A 14,909-nucleotide genomic window follows, 5' to 3' on the forward strand; every position below is an offset into this window, starting at 1 on the left:
CGGATCGAGGACTACAACGAAGTCCACCCCCACAAGGGCTTGCGGATGTGTTCACCCCGTGAGTTCATCCGCGCCCAGTCTCAACCAGCCCCGTGTCCGGTTTGATGGGGGCAACTCCACGCGGCATGCTGAAACTCGATGTGGTGGACCCGGACCAGGCGCTGCGCTTCAAGGCCGCCTTCGAAGCAATGGATGAACATCAGAGGCAGCGCACCGTCGAGCATGTGCAGTGGGTCGGGGAGCAGTCCCAGGCGCTCCTCGCGCTGTCCCCAGAGCAGCGGCCCAGCGCCTATGCTCAGGCATGGCAGCAGGCGCAGGCACTCGGCATCGCGGGCCTACCCGGCGGCTATCCCGGCGACGAGGCGCTCCAGCAGGCCGCGCGCTCGGCCAGGCTGGTGCAGCAGCAGGTGGACGCCCTGAAGGGCCGGGCCCCGCCTGCTTCCATGCCGATTGGTAGCTCTGCAGATCGGCTGTTCGTCCTGGAGGACGACGGCAACGCTACGACGCGCACCCCGCAGGGGACGTATCACTGACCTTTTGGCCCACGCCATGCTGGATCCGAAGCTGGCGCGGGTGCTGATGCTGGAGGCGACTGAGGAGAACCAGCGGCGCGCTGCGACCGCCCTCCGGCGCGGGCAGCGGACGCGGACGGAGGCGCTGTCTATCGAGGCTGGCGCGGAGCGACGCCAGGAATGACACTTCCCCAGAACGCGTAAGACACCTCACGAAGGAGGCAGCCTCCGGCGAACGGCTGAAACGCCACACCCTTGATCGCGCGGACCGTGCAACGGGATAACAGTTGCTCTCTCCGCGGTCCCCGCCGCAGCGTTGACCGCCTGCGCGAGCGCGGCCTGATGGAAAGGCTTGTTCAGCCTTGGGAGTTCGCTGTCGGTGCTACCTAGCAGGTCTGCGTAACCACTCACCAGCAGGACCGGCAAGTCCGGATATTCGGATGAGAGGATTGTGGCCAGCTGAGTGCCTGTCATCCCCGGCATGGCTTGGTCGGTCACGACGAGATCGACTTGATGGCCCGCTTTCAACAGCGCCAACGCCTCCTGCCCACCGGGGGCCTGCAAGGCCGCATGGCCCAGATCCTCCAGCATCGCGGCCGTGTTGGCCAGGACCAGGGCGTCGTCATCGACAACGAGGATCGTGAGCGGCGCGGTCTGCGGAATGACCGAAGCTCCTTCCGTGGCGGCTTCCGACTGGCGCGGCTTCAGATCCTCTTGGGACGCCGGGAGCCAAAGCTCAGCCACAGTTCCTCGCCCCAGCTCGCTCCGAAGGACAAGCCGGCCGCCTGATTGCTCCGCAAGCCCGTGAGCCATGGACAATCCAAGCCCGGTTCCCTTGCCGAGGCCCTTGGTGGTGAAGAACGGCTCCGTGGCGCGGCTCAGGGTCGTGGCGTCCATCCCGGTGCCGGTGTCGGCAACCGTCAGGCAAATGTATCTTCCTGGCGTCAGGCCATCCGATGCGCCCGGAAGCACCGCCTGTTCGGACGCCGAAATGCTAAGCGTGCCGCCGTTTGGCATCGCATCGCGAGCATTGACCGCGAGGTTGAGTAGGGTCAGCTCGAGTTGATTGGCATCCACATGGGCAGGAGACAGGGGCAAAGGAAAATGTGCCTCGGTTTGCACCATTGGCCCGACTGAGCGCCGGAGCAGCTCCGCCATTCCATGCACGAGCTCCGGGATATCCACCGAGCGGGGCTTGAGATCCTGCTTGCGGGCGAAGGCCAGGAGGCGCTGGGTCAACCCTGCACCACGATGCACCCCCTGCAGAGCATTCTCCAGGAGAAGCGCCACCTTGGGATCGTTCGGCAGACGCCGTTGCAGGAGCTCGAGGTTGCCCAGGATCACGGCGAGGAGATTGTTGAAGTCGTGCGCCACACCGCCGGTGAGCTGGCCGATGGCCTCGATTTTCTGGGACTGGCGTAGCGCCGCCTCCACCCGCTTGCGCTCGGTGACATTGGTCAGCCCGCCCAGGACGCGCGGCGCACCTTCCTGCTCCTCCAGCTCGACGCGGGCGGAGGCCACGACGTCCAGGAACTCGCCCGACCTGGTGACAACCCGGTATTCGGCGTCCCTGAGTTCCCCTTGCTGCAGAAGCCGCGGCCAGTCCGACTGCACGAACTGCCGCGCAGACGCCTCGGTCATGAAGTTGATGAAGGGCCGTCCGATGATCTCGTCGCGTCGGTAGCCCATCATCGTGAGCCATGCTTCCGCCACGTCTTCGATCCGGCCTTCCTGGTCGAGGGAATGAAGCGGGAGCGGCGTCCGCCGGTAGAGCGAGCGGAAGCGCTCCTCGCTCCGGCGCAGCGCCGCCGCCTCGCGCTCGGCCAACACGGCAAAGCGGCGGTCGAACATGGCCGCGACCAGGGAGAGGAAGAGGATCAGGAAGGTCGAAGCCGCCACGGCAAGCGCAACAGCCGCCTGGTTCAGGCTTGTCCAGCCATGCGCCATGTCGACGCTGGCGTGCGCCGTGAACACAGCTCCCCGCATGCTGGCATAGTGCATGCCGGAGATCGCGACGCCCATAATCACCGCGGCCGCTATCTTCGTCACCACGCGATGGGTTTGCTTGGCAAGCCACAGAGCGACTGTCGCGGCGCCGATCGCGATCAGGACGGATACCGCAACCCACAGATGGGCGTAGCGAAGATCGGCCGCCATCCTCATCGCGGCCATTCCGATGTAGTGCATCGCCACGATGCCAAGGCCCATCAACAGGCCGCTCGTCAGGAGCAGCATGCGGGTTGGGCGCGCCTGGCTTACCACCGCGAAGCTGAGCCCGGTGGCGCTGATCGGCACCACCAAAGACAGCAGGGTGAGGCCGAGATCATAACTGACCTCCATGCCCGGCATGCTGAAGGCCAGCATCGCCACAAAATGCATGGCCCAGATGCCGCCCCCCATGGCGATGGCCGCAGTCGTGAGCCAGGCGTGGCGCGCCCAACCACCGGAAGCACGCACACGGCCGGCCAGGTCGAGAGCCGTATAGGAAGCCGCCATGGCGATCAGGATGGAGAGGGCGACGAGCGCCGCGTCGTGTGTCCCAGCAATCGTCATACTAATCTTCTCTCTGGACAGCCCAGCGTTCACCCACCGCCCAAGACAGGTAGAGTTACTGCGGAAGTTATTCAAACATTGCTTGCATCCGTGACCAAAGGGCCCACGCCAGAGAATGGCAGTGGGTCGCTCTTACGCTCATCCTAGATCAAGCTGACGCAGGCGGAGTGTGGGGGAAATTGTGGGGGAAAGCGCCTCCTTGAGAGAGAAAACTCAAGGAGATCAGCGCTTTAGAAGAGAGAAATGGTGTGGGGAATGGAACCGGGGGCTAATCCTCTCTGGCAGGGGGAGTGGAACCCACGATGTCGTACGCCTCCTCAGAGGAACTCCCTGGCGACCGATGTCGCCTGGGCCGTCGGCCCCTACTGAGAAGGGATGCCACAGCAAGAGTGAGAGCGGCTAGGCCTGCAGGCGCCCAGGGCCATGGCCCCCAGGCCGGCTCGACTGCATAGGCCACAAGGCCCGCCAGGCTCGCCCAGGGGATAAAGGCCGCAAGATGCAGCCAGCCGCGGCGCCGACCCGGATAGTCGAGTGGTCCCCCGAGATAGGCGCTCTCCCAATCATAATCCTGGCCCTGACGCCGCGGCAGCGTACGGAAGCTCCAGGATCGCAAAAAGATGACCCCGAAGAGACATTCGACGACATTGCTATTGAAGAAATAGGCCCGGTGCGATGCTCCAGGATTCGGAAAGGTAAGGCTTTCGACATGGACGTTGTCCACACGTTGGGTGAACCCTCGGTGCCCGGCCGGCGAATGCAGCGGCCCACTCACCGGATCGGCGTCGTCCCAGAAGTTGATCCAATGGATCGAGGGTTTGCGATTCCGGCAAAACGGCTCCGTGCAGATATCGCCGCGCAGGTACTCGACGACGCGCCGGTACCGGTGGAACTCCGAACGATAGCTCTCGAAGAAATACTCGATCTTGTCGATCGGACTTCCAAGAGTGACGAAGTGCTCGACCTTGTGCAGTGGCACCGGCCCGAGGATCGGGTCCTGGCGGTTGCGCGCCCGGTTGAAACGCAGCACGGAAAGCAGTGTGTCGTGTGCGATTGAAGACCCGAGACTGTGACCAAGGACAACCGCGCGCTCGCAGCGCTCGTCGCCGAGCACATGCGCCAGCGTGCTTGCTCCAATATCGATGACCTTCGCGCGCCGCTCGTGCTTCTCGTTTGTCTCCTCATAGGTCGCCCAGGCCTCGACGTCGCCGAGATACTCGGTGAGGAAACTGCTGAGCCCGAAGAAGGCCGCCATCGCCGCCACAAGGACGAAGGCCGTCTGAAGCGTCGGAGGCGCGAGAGCCGAGAGGCTCTCGAGGGCCGTATCCGCGAAGAACGTGGTCGCGCGCTCAAGAAGCGCCAGTGCCAGGGCCGTGGTGGCCAGGCCGAGGAGCAGCAGGGTCAGGGCAAGCGTGAGCAAGATGAAGGCGTTGAGGATCTCCTGCCGCCGGTAGGCGTCGCGCCAGGCGCGGGCAAGGCGCTCCTGGCGTTTGGCGGTCTCCGGCCGCGCGCTGTTGCACCGGGCGAGGAAATCGATGAACTGGTCGAAGCTGCCCTCACGGTAGTTGCGAAGGGCATCCGGCCCTTCGAAATCATTGTAGTGGCGGGCGAGCGTTGAGAAGTCCCGCGCCTCGACGCCGGGGGGGTGGCGCCGGCGCTCCTCATAAAGAGCCGCGAGCGTGGCGCGCCGCAGCCTTTGACGCTCGCGCCAAGGCGAGGTCAAGGTTCCCCAGGGGCGAAGGACCTGTCGGAACATCCATCTGAGCACACCGGTCGGCGACCGCTCCCCCACCATCAATGGCGCCCAGTACACCTCGTAGAACCGGATTTGTGCGTTCGGAGCGTCCTTGGACGCAGAGGGATGATAGAGAACTCGTATGAAGGTGTACGTCTTGCTGGGATCGTCACGTGCAGGCTCGAGGCGAGGTGCTATCTTCGAGAGAAACCCTCGAGAATTACCCTGGGCGTGGCTGTCGGCGAGAAAACTATCAAGGCCGTCGATAAGGCGGCTACTCTCCTCAAAGCGCCGCTGACTGCCCATGCCATGGAAGTAGATGACAGCAGTGTATTGTGCTCCCGCGAGCCCAGGAGCAGCAACGCTTTCGTCCGCATTGGACGCCGCATCACTCATCGAAGCCTCCCATTTCAAGGCGAGCAGGAGAGTCGGTGAGTCCTCCTCGACTGCGGACTGGAAATGCAACCACTTGCCTCCGGCGGGGCAAAGCCGATCAACCCCGACTCGGCAACCTTAGGAGATCAGAAGCCTCGAAGCTGCTGCAGGTAGCCGTATATTTCCGCGGTGATCCTCAAGGCCTTGTTTGATCGCCCATCTCCATAAGCATGGACCCCGAGCGCAATCCTTTGGCCGTTCGGTCCTGACCAAAACACTGGTGATCCACTCTGCCCACTTTCAGTATCGAGAAGGTACTCGAAAAGGTGGGCATCGGTCTTGATGATTCTGCCTGAATTAAACCACATTGTACCCAGCGGTTTATCATCAGGATAGCCCGCGAGGTTCACGATCACCTTGAGTGCGTTGAGATCGTCGATAACCGCCGTGCCAAACCAACCGAGCTGCTGTCCCACGTTCTTATTAGGAAGCTTTATGAATCCGACATCGAAATTCTGATTTTGTGACGTCTCCCAACCTGGAAGCGTTGTCGCTCCAACGGCATCCAGAGTGCCATAGGGAGGGGGGTAAGCGCCATTACTTCCAGGCACCACCGTGATTTGCGACGCTTTTCCTCCCATCCTTGCATCCGACACACAATGGCCCGCCGTTACCACCAGATCTGGACCTGCAAGCCAGCCGGTACCGTTCAGCGAACGACCATCCGGGCCACTAATCATGAGGTGGCAGATTGATCGCCACGGTATGCTAGCTGTCTCTGAGATCTCGGTTCGCTCGTCCGTTCCGAAGCGTACTTCCGGCCGCAGCACCCTCAGCCCAATCCGTCCCGGATCCGGCTGGCCCTGGGAGAGGCCCTCGGTCAATGCTCGACGGGATCGGAACCCAGGCACAGGTTCGACCTGGCCACCCCCGTTTGTCTCTTCCATGTAGGACCTAGAGACATGCTCCAGATCCAGTGGCGTCCATCCATACTGATCCGTGCCAGATGCGGTTGAAGGCTGAGGCGAATCGAAATAGCTCCACTCCACTTGCTTCAACGCGGCAACATTTTTCAGCTCCTTCCGCGACCGTTTATCCCTATTTTGCTTTCCTGATATATCCACCACGCCCTCCTGTTCTATCGCCTTCAGGGCGACGCCGCCTGCCCTAAGGATCCTGGGTCCAGCAATACCGGTCCAGGAAGTGCGCCACTAGGCGCAGGAGCTTCTCGCGCTCCTTCGGGACGCACCTGTCCTGGAGTGACACCTGGCAGCGATCTTCTGCGCGCTGTTCCTTGACTTCCAACGACAAGAAGTGGCATTGCAGCCAAAGCAGCCTCGCGATTCGCTCTGTTGCTTACGGCGTCGCGTAACGCCTGCTCGGCATCCAACCGCTTCTTTTCTGCTTCGGCGAAAGACGTTGCCTGACTGGTTTGATCGATCCGAAGCTTTATAAAATCGGTCACGACTGTGAGCACAGCTTTGGCGATCTCAACCGGCGTGGAAGCTATTGCAAGAGCCTCGCTCGGTTTATCAAACTCCTTTGTGGCAAGCATGCCATTCTGAAAAGTTAGCTTTGTGGTGCTAGTAACAAACGCAGACCTACTTACGTCGATTGCGACTGGCGGCATTGCATTAGGCAGATAAACTTGCTCTTCCTGAGATACTCCGTTTGCAAATGACACTGACAGGCGGTAGGGCATTGCAACGCGATAGCAGATGCCGACGGTACAATCTGCGGGAGCGGCGAAATAGGGTTGTGGACGCACTACATCCAAACGCAGACCAGCACCATTCCTCATCTGCTCGTATCCCGAACAAGGCAAACTGACGCTGGACGGGGCGCATTTCTTCTCCTTGAATTTTAGGCTTCCATGCACACTCATCGCCCTGTTTGCCGCCGCCACGAAACGATCAACGGACAGTTGGTCCGCAGGATCGACCCGCAGCTTGATCAGCACTTGATCATTCTCCTGCTCGGCAGCTTCGAAGAGCGCTACAGCTTTTGCTAGCTCGATCAACACATCCCGCGTTCGGTCCTCAGCCTTCACATCGACAAGGGAGAGCAATCTCGTATCCTTGTCCAATTCAACCTTGACAGTATCATGTGAGAATGGGCTCGAGTTATATCGCAGTAAGTACGAATAGTTGTTATCCGCGCCGTAATTTGGCTGGCTGACCGTGATAACCGCCTGACCATCCCGATCGGTAAGAGTCATGACCAGATCAGCGCGCGGCAGAGAATACAGGATACCAGGACCGGATGGTCGAGTTCCCGGCGCGGTTTCCCCACTTGATACAACCGCACAACCTGCCAGAATTCCTGCGGACAACAGGACAGACACTGCCCGTAGGTACAGGCCGTCAGGCAGAATAGCACTCATTTCTTAGTTCTCCCAACTAGCCTTTGGGTGGCCACCGAGTGATGCCAAACTTGCACCTTTCTCAACCGCGCAGGCGATCCCCGCTCCGTCTGGCAATCTTCGCCCGCATACCGAATGGCTGCGGTTTTTCTGCATACTGCAAAGAGTGAACCCGCTTGAGCATATGCAGTCATATCGAAAGCCAGCTTCGGAAAATGCGAAGAGCATACAGCCGGGCGATGGCCTCCATTCGGACGTTTGCGCGAAAGCTCCAGCTGCATTTCCTCGTCTGACCTGGGGCGCCCAGCGCAAGAAGAGTCCTGGGCAACAATCAGCCAGCGACACATTCGAGGCTTGCTCTGGACGTTTATGGCACCCTTCGAGTGCAGGAGGTTTCGTGGTGTGAATCACCTGCTATGCCTCGGACACACGCCCGAGGAGAAAGCGGAAAGACTGGTCAGGAATCCACCGAGCTTGCCGCGTTCCACGTGCATGAATCTCAGCGCATAATCCTCGCCGAGCCACTTCATGGCCTGATCGAGTATGAAATGGCGTTTGCCATCCTGATCATCTGCCAACTCACACTGATTGTAGCACCGGCCCGGGTCTGACTGAATGCCGGCACCATTGCTTGCCAGGATATCTCGGCCGCAGACTGAAGACGCAAGGAGAATGAGATCTCCTCCAGACGGCCAGAGAACGGCGCGTGCATAGTGACTTCCTCAAACATCTCGAATCGCCATCGCTTGCCTGGAGATCTGCAGCTGAGACGCCCCGGCAAGCTGATTGTTTCTGTTTCGCACCGAAAAGCCAAGACTGAGCGATATTGACCCTCGTTCACAATTCTGTAATTCAAGGCGCAGCCTGCAAGATGTACATTTGCCACTTAGTGCCTGTTTGAGGATGAGCGATGCGCCTGATCAAGAGCGCGCCCATGGTGACGTGGATTATGGCTTCAGAAACGTCGGAGCGGCGCCCGTAATCGCGGGCCAGGCGACGCCAGCGGGTCATCCAGCCGAAGGTCCTCTCCACCAGCCAGCGGCGTGGCAGAACTTGGAAGCCTTTCTGATCCGGCAGCTTGCGCACGACCTCAATGACGAAGTCACGGTAGGCAACGGCGCTCATCAGCTTTCCATGGTCATAGGCGCCATCGGCGAAGAGATGCCTCAGTCAGGACCAGCGCCTGCGGACGGCCTTGACGATCTGCTCGGCCCCGGGGCGCGTTCTGCACGTCGGCCGCTGTCAGGATGACCATCAGCAGGCGGGCATCGGTATCCACCGCGATGTGGCGCTTGTGTCAATGCTCCGGGCAGCTTGGTTCTCCCGCATTTCCCGTGCTGCCGGGCGGTTTCGGCCCGCCATAGCTCGCTGCCACGCACGGCGCCGTCTCTCAGCGCCGCCACCATTCCACGCGCACCGTTCCGGGCAGGTCGGTCTGTTCGTCGCGCCGCATCTCCAGATGCGCCGGCAGCTGCACGGTCACCCAGGTTTGGCTCTGCACATTCCGCCGAAGCGCCAGCCCTTCCGGCGGCGCTCCGCATTGCGGGCAGCGCAGCCGATGCAGCAGGTGCCCTATGGTCTTTGGCCCATCCGGAAAAGCCAGGAGAGCCTCCACGGTCTGGGGACCGGGCGCGTGGCCAGACGCGCAGTGCCCATAGACCAGCCAGCCGCGCCAGGCGGTGAGCGGCTCGGCGTGCAGGCGGCGCTGCGCCTGCGGGCGCGTGACCGTATGGGCCACGCCCTCAGCTTGGCGGCTGGTCAGTGTAGGGGATCCGCCGGCGCAGCTTCATCCGCAGTTCGCGGGCCAGCTCCACATCGTCGAGCATGCTGCCGTCGTCGCCGTGCAGGTGGATGCCATAGATCCGCGCATCGGCCATCAGCGTGCGAGCCCGGGTCAGCGCCGTGCCGCGGTCGGGAACGTCCTCCTTGAGGACCTCGACCGGCCCACGCTGTTGATCGGTGTCAGGCCCAACCGTGTAGACGAGCGAAAAGCTCATTCAGCCGCCCCGCCTCGTCCGGGTGGCTTGGCTCTTTCCGGGGGCACGATAGTCGCCGCCGGTGTGGTGCGGGGTCGGTGGCCCCTGGAAGACAATCAGGTTCGACCGCCGGAGCATTTTGGCGAGTGAGGCAGCGGCGATCTTGGTGAACATGCCTTCCCAGCCGGTCTTCCGTCGCTTGCCGCGCTCGTCGAAGGCCAGCGCATAGGCCAGCGCAGAGGCGACCTCCTGGTCATCAACCGCGCGATAGGTCCGCCCATCGTGCTCGACGGGCGCCAGGTCGGGCAGCAGCGCGTCGATCTCGGCCAGCAGGTCGTGCACAGCGGCGTCAATCTGCCGGGGATCGCGGCCCGGCTCCCGGCCGCTGGCGATCCCCCGCGCTTCGGCAGCGGCCTCGCGGACGGTCGCGCCCTCCTCCAGGCGGCGGCGGATCGTCTCCCGCATCCGGTACAGGGTCTGGGGATCGAGCGGCGCGTGGGTCATGGCGCGCGCAGTATGTTCCCGATTCGTTCTTCACGTCCAGCGGGACCTGGCGCTGGCAGCGGCGGCACCGGTGATGGGGGACAAACACCCCGTCGTAGACCCTTTGTCTTCGCAAGATACTGAAAGCCATCCGCTGCTGGCCCGGAATACCGGAAGCAAGCGGATGTACTCCACATCTCAACTAGGTCACCGAAGTGGAAACGAGGATGGCCCGAAAAGACGAAGGGCGGCCGTCCGGACCCAATCAATCAACAGTCAGGGGCTAGACAGAGCCCAGGCAGGGCGGAGCGACGAGCAAGGACAATTTCACGACATATTGATCTAACTGTTCCTTTTTGTTTATGATTGCCTCAGCCTGCGGGCAAGTCTCAGATCGGACGCGTCGCTCACTATGCCTCTCCCCTTGCACACGCTTCTGGCGCGATGTGTTTCCGTTGACCTTGAGGTGGATCCCAAAACCGCCCGGATCTTCGCTTTCGCCGCAGTTCGACACGGCGATGCACCCGGAATCCAATCGCGAAGCGGGGAACTGGGAAGCGCCCTGGACCAGTTGGAACGGGCGTTGCGCGACACTGATCACCTCATCGGCCACAACATCTTGCGCCATGATCTTCCGCATCTTGCAGCAACCCGGCCCATGCTGGCGAAGTTGGCTCGCGCGCCGATTGACACGCTATGGCTTAACCCGCTCGCCTTCCCGCGCAATCCCTATCACCATCTAGTAAAACACTACCACGACGGTCGCTTACAGGCGGGGCACGTGAACGACCCCGAGTTAGATGCACGTCTAGTTTTTCAGGTGCTGCAAAACCAGATCGACGCCTTGTGTCACCTGAACGCAGAAGAACCCGACGTGGTGACCGCCTATCATTTCCTGACCACGCGGATGGAGGACTCTGGCGGCTTTGACGCCGTGTTTCGCTATGTTCGTACGGCCGCAGCGCCGCCCATTGCGGAGGCATATGAGGCAATTCGGAGGCTGCTCGTAGGCCGCGCCTGCGAGTGCCGCACTAAGCGAACCGTGGAGGAACTTTCCTCGCCCCGGCAGGGCTGGCCCATGGCCTATGCACTGTCCTGGATCTCTGTTGCCGGCGGTAACTCCGTCATGCCGCCCTGGGTACGCGCCCAGCATCGCGAAGCCGCGCTGATTGTCCAACAGCTGCGCGATATGGTCTGCGACAGATCCAGCTGCGTATGGTGCCGCGAAACAAGCGATCCAGTGCGGGCGCTTTCTCGATGGTTTGGGTTCGAAGGCTTCCGCCCGCAGCCCACCGATAACATGGGGCGCCCGCTGCAGGAGTGTATCGTCGACCAGACAATGCGGGGACAAAGTGTCCTCGGCATCTTACCCACTGGCACGGGGAAGTCAGTCTGCTATCAGGTCCCTGCACTCACCAAGTTTGACAGAACCGGTGCACTAACAGTCGTAGTCTCACCCCTTGTCGCTTTGATGACCGATCAGGTGCAGGGTCTAGAACGGGCCGGCATCTCATCAGCTGTCACGGTCAATGGCATGCTCTCGATGCCCGAGAGGCAGAATGCGCTTGACCAGGTGCGTCTGGGCGAAGCGGCGATTCTGCTCATCTCGCCCGAGCAGTTGCGCAGCATTTCGGTGCGCGCAACGTTGGCACAGCGGCAGGTCGGAATCTGGGTGTTGGACGAAGCGCATTGCGTCTCGAAGTGGGGCCACGATTTTCGGCCCGATTACCGGTACGTCAGCCGCTTCATCAAGGAATTCTCCGGCGATCAGCCGCACGCGCCAATCCTCTGCCTGACTGCCACAGCAAAACCAGATGTGGTCTGGGATATCCGGGACCATTTTCGTAGCCGTCTGGGCACGGATCTCATGCTGCTCGACGGCGGGTCAGTGCGCACCGACCTGACATTCGAGGTGCGCTCCACCCAGAAGAGCGCGAAGCTGACGGATATCCTCGATGTAATCCGGGCGAAGCTGCCCTCCGATGGTGGCTCGGGAGCAGTCGTCTACTGCGCGACACGACGGGAAACGGAGCGCGTCGCGGACTTCCTGCAACAACAGGGGCTTGCGGCCGAACGCTTCCACGCGGGTCTTCTCCCCGATGAAAAGCGCAGCATCCAGGAGCGGTTCCGCACCGGGGAACTGCGAGTGATTGCAGCAACCAACGCCTTCGGAATGGGAATCGACAAGCCAGACATCCGCTTAGTTGTGCACGGCGACATCCCCGGTTCCCTCGAGAATTATGTGCAGGAGGCCGGTCGCGCGGGCCGAGATCGAGCTCACGCTGACTGCGTCCTGCTCTTCGCCTCCGACGACGTAGAACGTCAGTTCTCGCTTTCCGCGCGTTCCCGGCTAGCTAGGCACGAGATCGGTGCAATCCTCAAGGCGCTCCGTAGGCTGGACGAGAAGACAAGGAAGACAGGCGAAGTAGTCGCCACATCGGGCGAGATCGTGCGAGCCGAGCGTGATCAGGAGTTCGAGCGGGACAGTGCCACCGAAGATACGCGCGTGAAAACCGCCATCTCCTGGCTCGAAGAGGCCATACTGCTGAGCCGAGAGGAGAATCGAGTTCAAGTCTTCCCCTCGTCTCTGCGCGTTCGCAATCTGCAGGAGGTAGAGGAGATACTCACTAGATTAAAGGGCAGCATCACCAATACAAGGCACAAGCAGCTGCTCAACATCGTGTGCCACCTGATGAATGCACCACCCGACCAGGGCATTTCGACTGATGAGCTGGTTGGCGTCAGTGGGCTGACGAGCGGCGGGCTAAGTAAGGCCATGACTGATCTCGAGGCGCTCGGGATTGTGCGCAACGATCTAGCGGTGACGGTCTTTGTGCATGTCGGCATTGAGGGACACTCCCAGCATCGGTTGAAGATGGCCTCGCGGCTGGAAGCCGGCCTGATCGCGTTGATGCGTGAGGCTTCTCCCGATGTCACTGGCGACACAGCCCTGCCACTGCATCTATCGGAAATCTGCCAGTTCCTGCGGGATGCGGGGCACGCCAGCGTCCGCCCGGATCTCATCGAGAAGCTCCTGCGCGGCATGACCCGCGACGGTCGAGACGAGGATGGTGGAAAGGGTAACATTCACCTACGCAAGAACTCCCGCAACACCTTGCTGGTGACACTGCAACGGACCTGGAACGCGCTAGAACGAACCGCAACCGTCCGACGCCAAGCTGGGGAGCTTCTGCTCGGTCATCTCATAAGCAAGATACCGAAAGGCACGCGCGGCAAGGACCTCCAGGTTGAGACCACCCTGGGTGATCTGATTGCAGCCCTGAACGGCGACGCCCTCTTGCGTGGAGAAGTGCGGGACATGAGCAAGCTCCTGGAGCGCGCACTGTTGTGGTTACATGAGCAAGGAATCATGACGTTGGGCAAGGGGCTGACGGTGTTCCGCCCGGCGATGACGGTCCATCTGCGCCGCGGCGGCGGGAGCTTCACGCAGAAGGATTTCCTCCCATTGGAGGAACACTACAATGAGCAAACGATCCAGACCCACGTAATGGCCGCCTATGCGGACAGGGGCCTTGTCTCAATGGATGAGGCGCTACGGCTTTCCGAGGACTACTTCTTGTTGGAGCGCGACGCTTTCCTGGACCGGTGGCTGCCGGGGAAAGGGACAGAGATCCGGCGCCGGACTACCGGTGCGTCCTGGAAGGCGATCGTTGAGGCGCTGGACAACCCAGTCCAGCAGAAGATCGTCTCAGATGATCGCGAGCAGACCAACGTTCTGGTCCTCGCTGGTCCCGGCTCCGGCAAGACGCGGGTTCTTGTCCATCGAATTGCCTATTTGATTCGTGTGAAGCGCGAAGACCCGCGCGGCATTCTTGTCCTCAGCTATAATCGCCATGCGGCAGCAGAGATCCGCGTGCGTCTAAGGCATCTGATCGGCGATGATGCTATCGGTGTCACGGTTTCGACCTGCCATGCGCTGGCGATGCGCCTGGTCGGCGTAAGCTTCGCCGGGAGTTCTGTTGACGCCCGCGACTTTGATGGGATCCTCGACGAGGCGGTTCGGCTACTGAGCGGCGATGGTCTGAGCAAGGACGAGGCTGAAGCGCAGCGCGATACATTAATCCAAGGCTATCGCTGGATTCTTGTCGACGAGTATCAAGACATTGGCCCCAAGGAGTACGCGCTAATCTCGGCCGTTGCGGGCCGCTCTCTCGAAGATCCGGACCTGCGGCTGAGCCTCTTTGCTGTGGGCGACGATGACCAGAATATCTACGCCTTCACGGGGGCCTCTGTGCGCTTCATTCGCCAATTCGAAGCCGACTACAGAGCGAAGCCCGAGTTCCTGATCGAGAACTATCGGTCAACCCGCAACATTATCGACGCAGCCAATTCGGTGATCGCCCCGGCAACTGCCCGAATGAAGCGCGATCATGACATCATCATAAATCGGAGGCGGGAGAAAGATCGGCCCGGCGGCGCACTGACTGCGCTCGATCCGGTAGCACAGGGGCGAGTGCAGCTTCTACAATGCCGGCCTGGCAATACGGCGCAGGCTGTCGCGGCGGTAGACGAGCTCCTGCGCCTGTCGCGTCTGGATCCCGACTGGAGCTGGTCACGCTGCGCGATCATTTCTCGCGACTGGCGCCGGCTGGGGCCGGTGCGTAGCTACGCAGAGGCGCTCGGTATCCCGGTCGAGCTAGCAAATCAAAGCCTGCCGAGCATCTGGCGCCTGCGCGAGATGCAGATCTTTGTGGCCGAACTGCGCCGTGAGCCCGCCCGGCTACTTAGTATCCCGGACTTACTGGAACTGCTGAGCCGGTTTGGCCGGAATAGCTGGTGGCGCCCGGCGATTACGATGAGCGGTAATCGGCAATTATGATGAGCGCCCGGCGGTGCGGCGGAGGGTGGGCGTAGCCCGCCCGGAGCCGTTCCGCCGGGCGAGCGCGCCTGCGGAT

The 14,909-nt window shown here is 61.5% G+C and carries 10 protein-coding genes and 1 pseudogene; 3 read left to right on the forward strand and 8 right to left on the reverse strand.

The window, feature by feature from the left end:
* The first annotated feature begins 125 nt into the window (after positions 1-125).
* Together QMO56_RS25790 and QMO56_RS25795 are read left to right on the forward strand one after the other, a co-directional pair.
* Positions 126-533 (forward strand): hypothetical protein, encoded by a 408-nt coding sequence (locus tag QMO56_RS25790; RefSeq protein WP_283530382.1) that lies wholly within the window; start codon positions 126-128, stop codon positions 531-533.
* Positions 534-549: 16 nt separating this feature from the next.
* The gene (locus QMO56_RS25795; RefSeq protein ID WP_283530384.1) at positions 550-696 is read left to right on the forward strand and encodes a hypothetical protein; all 147 of its coding nucleotides are present in this window, start codon (positions 550-552) and stop codon (positions 694-696) included.
* Positions 697-722: 26 nt separating this feature from the next.
* Here QMO56_RS25795 and QMO56_RS25800 read toward each other — a convergent pair whose 3' ends face one another.
* The 8 genes and pseudogenes from QMO56_RS25800 to QMO56_RS25835 form a co-directional block, all read right to left on the reverse strand.
* The gene (locus QMO56_RS25800; RefSeq protein ID WP_283530386.1) at positions 723-3,065 is read right to left on the reverse strand and encodes an MHYT domain-containing protein; all 2,343 of its coding nucleotides are present in this window, start codon (positions 3,063-3,065) and stop codon (positions 723-725) included.
* Positions 3,066-3,333: 268 nt separating this feature from the next.
* Positions 3,334-5,193 carry a hypothetical protein gene (locus QMO56_RS25805; protein WP_283530388.1) on the reverse strand — a complete coding sequence of 620 codons (1,860 nt, stop codon included), beginning with the start codon at positions 5,191-5,193 and terminating at the stop codon, positions 3,334-3,336.
* 125 nt (positions 5,194-5,318) lie between these two features.
* On the reverse strand, positions 5,319-6,296 hold the full coding sequence (locus tag QMO56_RS25810; RefSeq protein WP_283530390.1) for a serine protease: 978 nt from the start codon (positions 6,294-6,296) through the stop codon (positions 5,319-5,321).
* A gap of 23 nt (positions 6,297-6,319) precedes the next feature.
* The gene (locus tag QMO56_RS25815) at positions 6,320-7,555 is read right to left on the reverse strand and encodes a hypothetical protein (protein WP_283530392.1); all 1,236 of its coding nucleotides are present in this window, start codon (positions 7,553-7,555) and stop codon (positions 6,320-6,322) included.
* Positions 7,556-8,386: 831 nt separating this feature from the next.
* Positions 8,387-8,828: pseudogene (locus tag QMO56_RS25820) on the reverse strand (transposase); the annotation flags it as partial.
* Between the two features lie 96 nt (positions 8,829-8,924).
* Positions 8,925-9,272 (reverse strand): hypothetical protein, encoded by a 348-nt coding sequence (locus QMO56_RS25825; RefSeq protein WP_283530393.1) that lies wholly within the window; start codon positions 9,270-9,272, stop codon positions 8,925-8,927.
* 4 nt (positions 9,273-9,276) lie between these two features.
* The gene (locus QMO56_RS25830; protein WP_283530395.1) at positions 9,277-9,531 is read right to left on the reverse strand and encodes a hypothetical protein; all 255 of its coding nucleotides are present in this window, start codon (positions 9,529-9,531) and stop codon (positions 9,277-9,279) included.
* Entirely contained in the window at positions 9,532-10,014 is a 483-nt protein-coding gene (locus QMO56_RS25835) for a hypothetical protein (protein ID WP_283530397.1), read from the reverse strand.
* 562 nt (positions 10,015-10,576) lie between these two features.
* Here QMO56_RS25835 and QMO56_RS25840 point away from each other — a divergent pair.
* A complete protein-coding gene (locus tag QMO56_RS25840; RefSeq protein WP_283530399.1) occupies positions 10,577-14,833 on the forward strand; it encodes a RecQ family ATP-dependent DNA helicase in 4,257 nt (1,418 codons plus the stop codon).
* Positions 14,834-14,909 lie beyond the last annotated feature (76 nt).

Origin of the sequence: Roseomonas sp. E05, assembly GCF_030063475.1 — a bacterium.
Classification (GTDB): domain Bacteria; phylum Pseudomonadota; class Alphaproteobacteria; order Acetobacterales; family Acetobacteraceae; genus Pseudoroseomonas.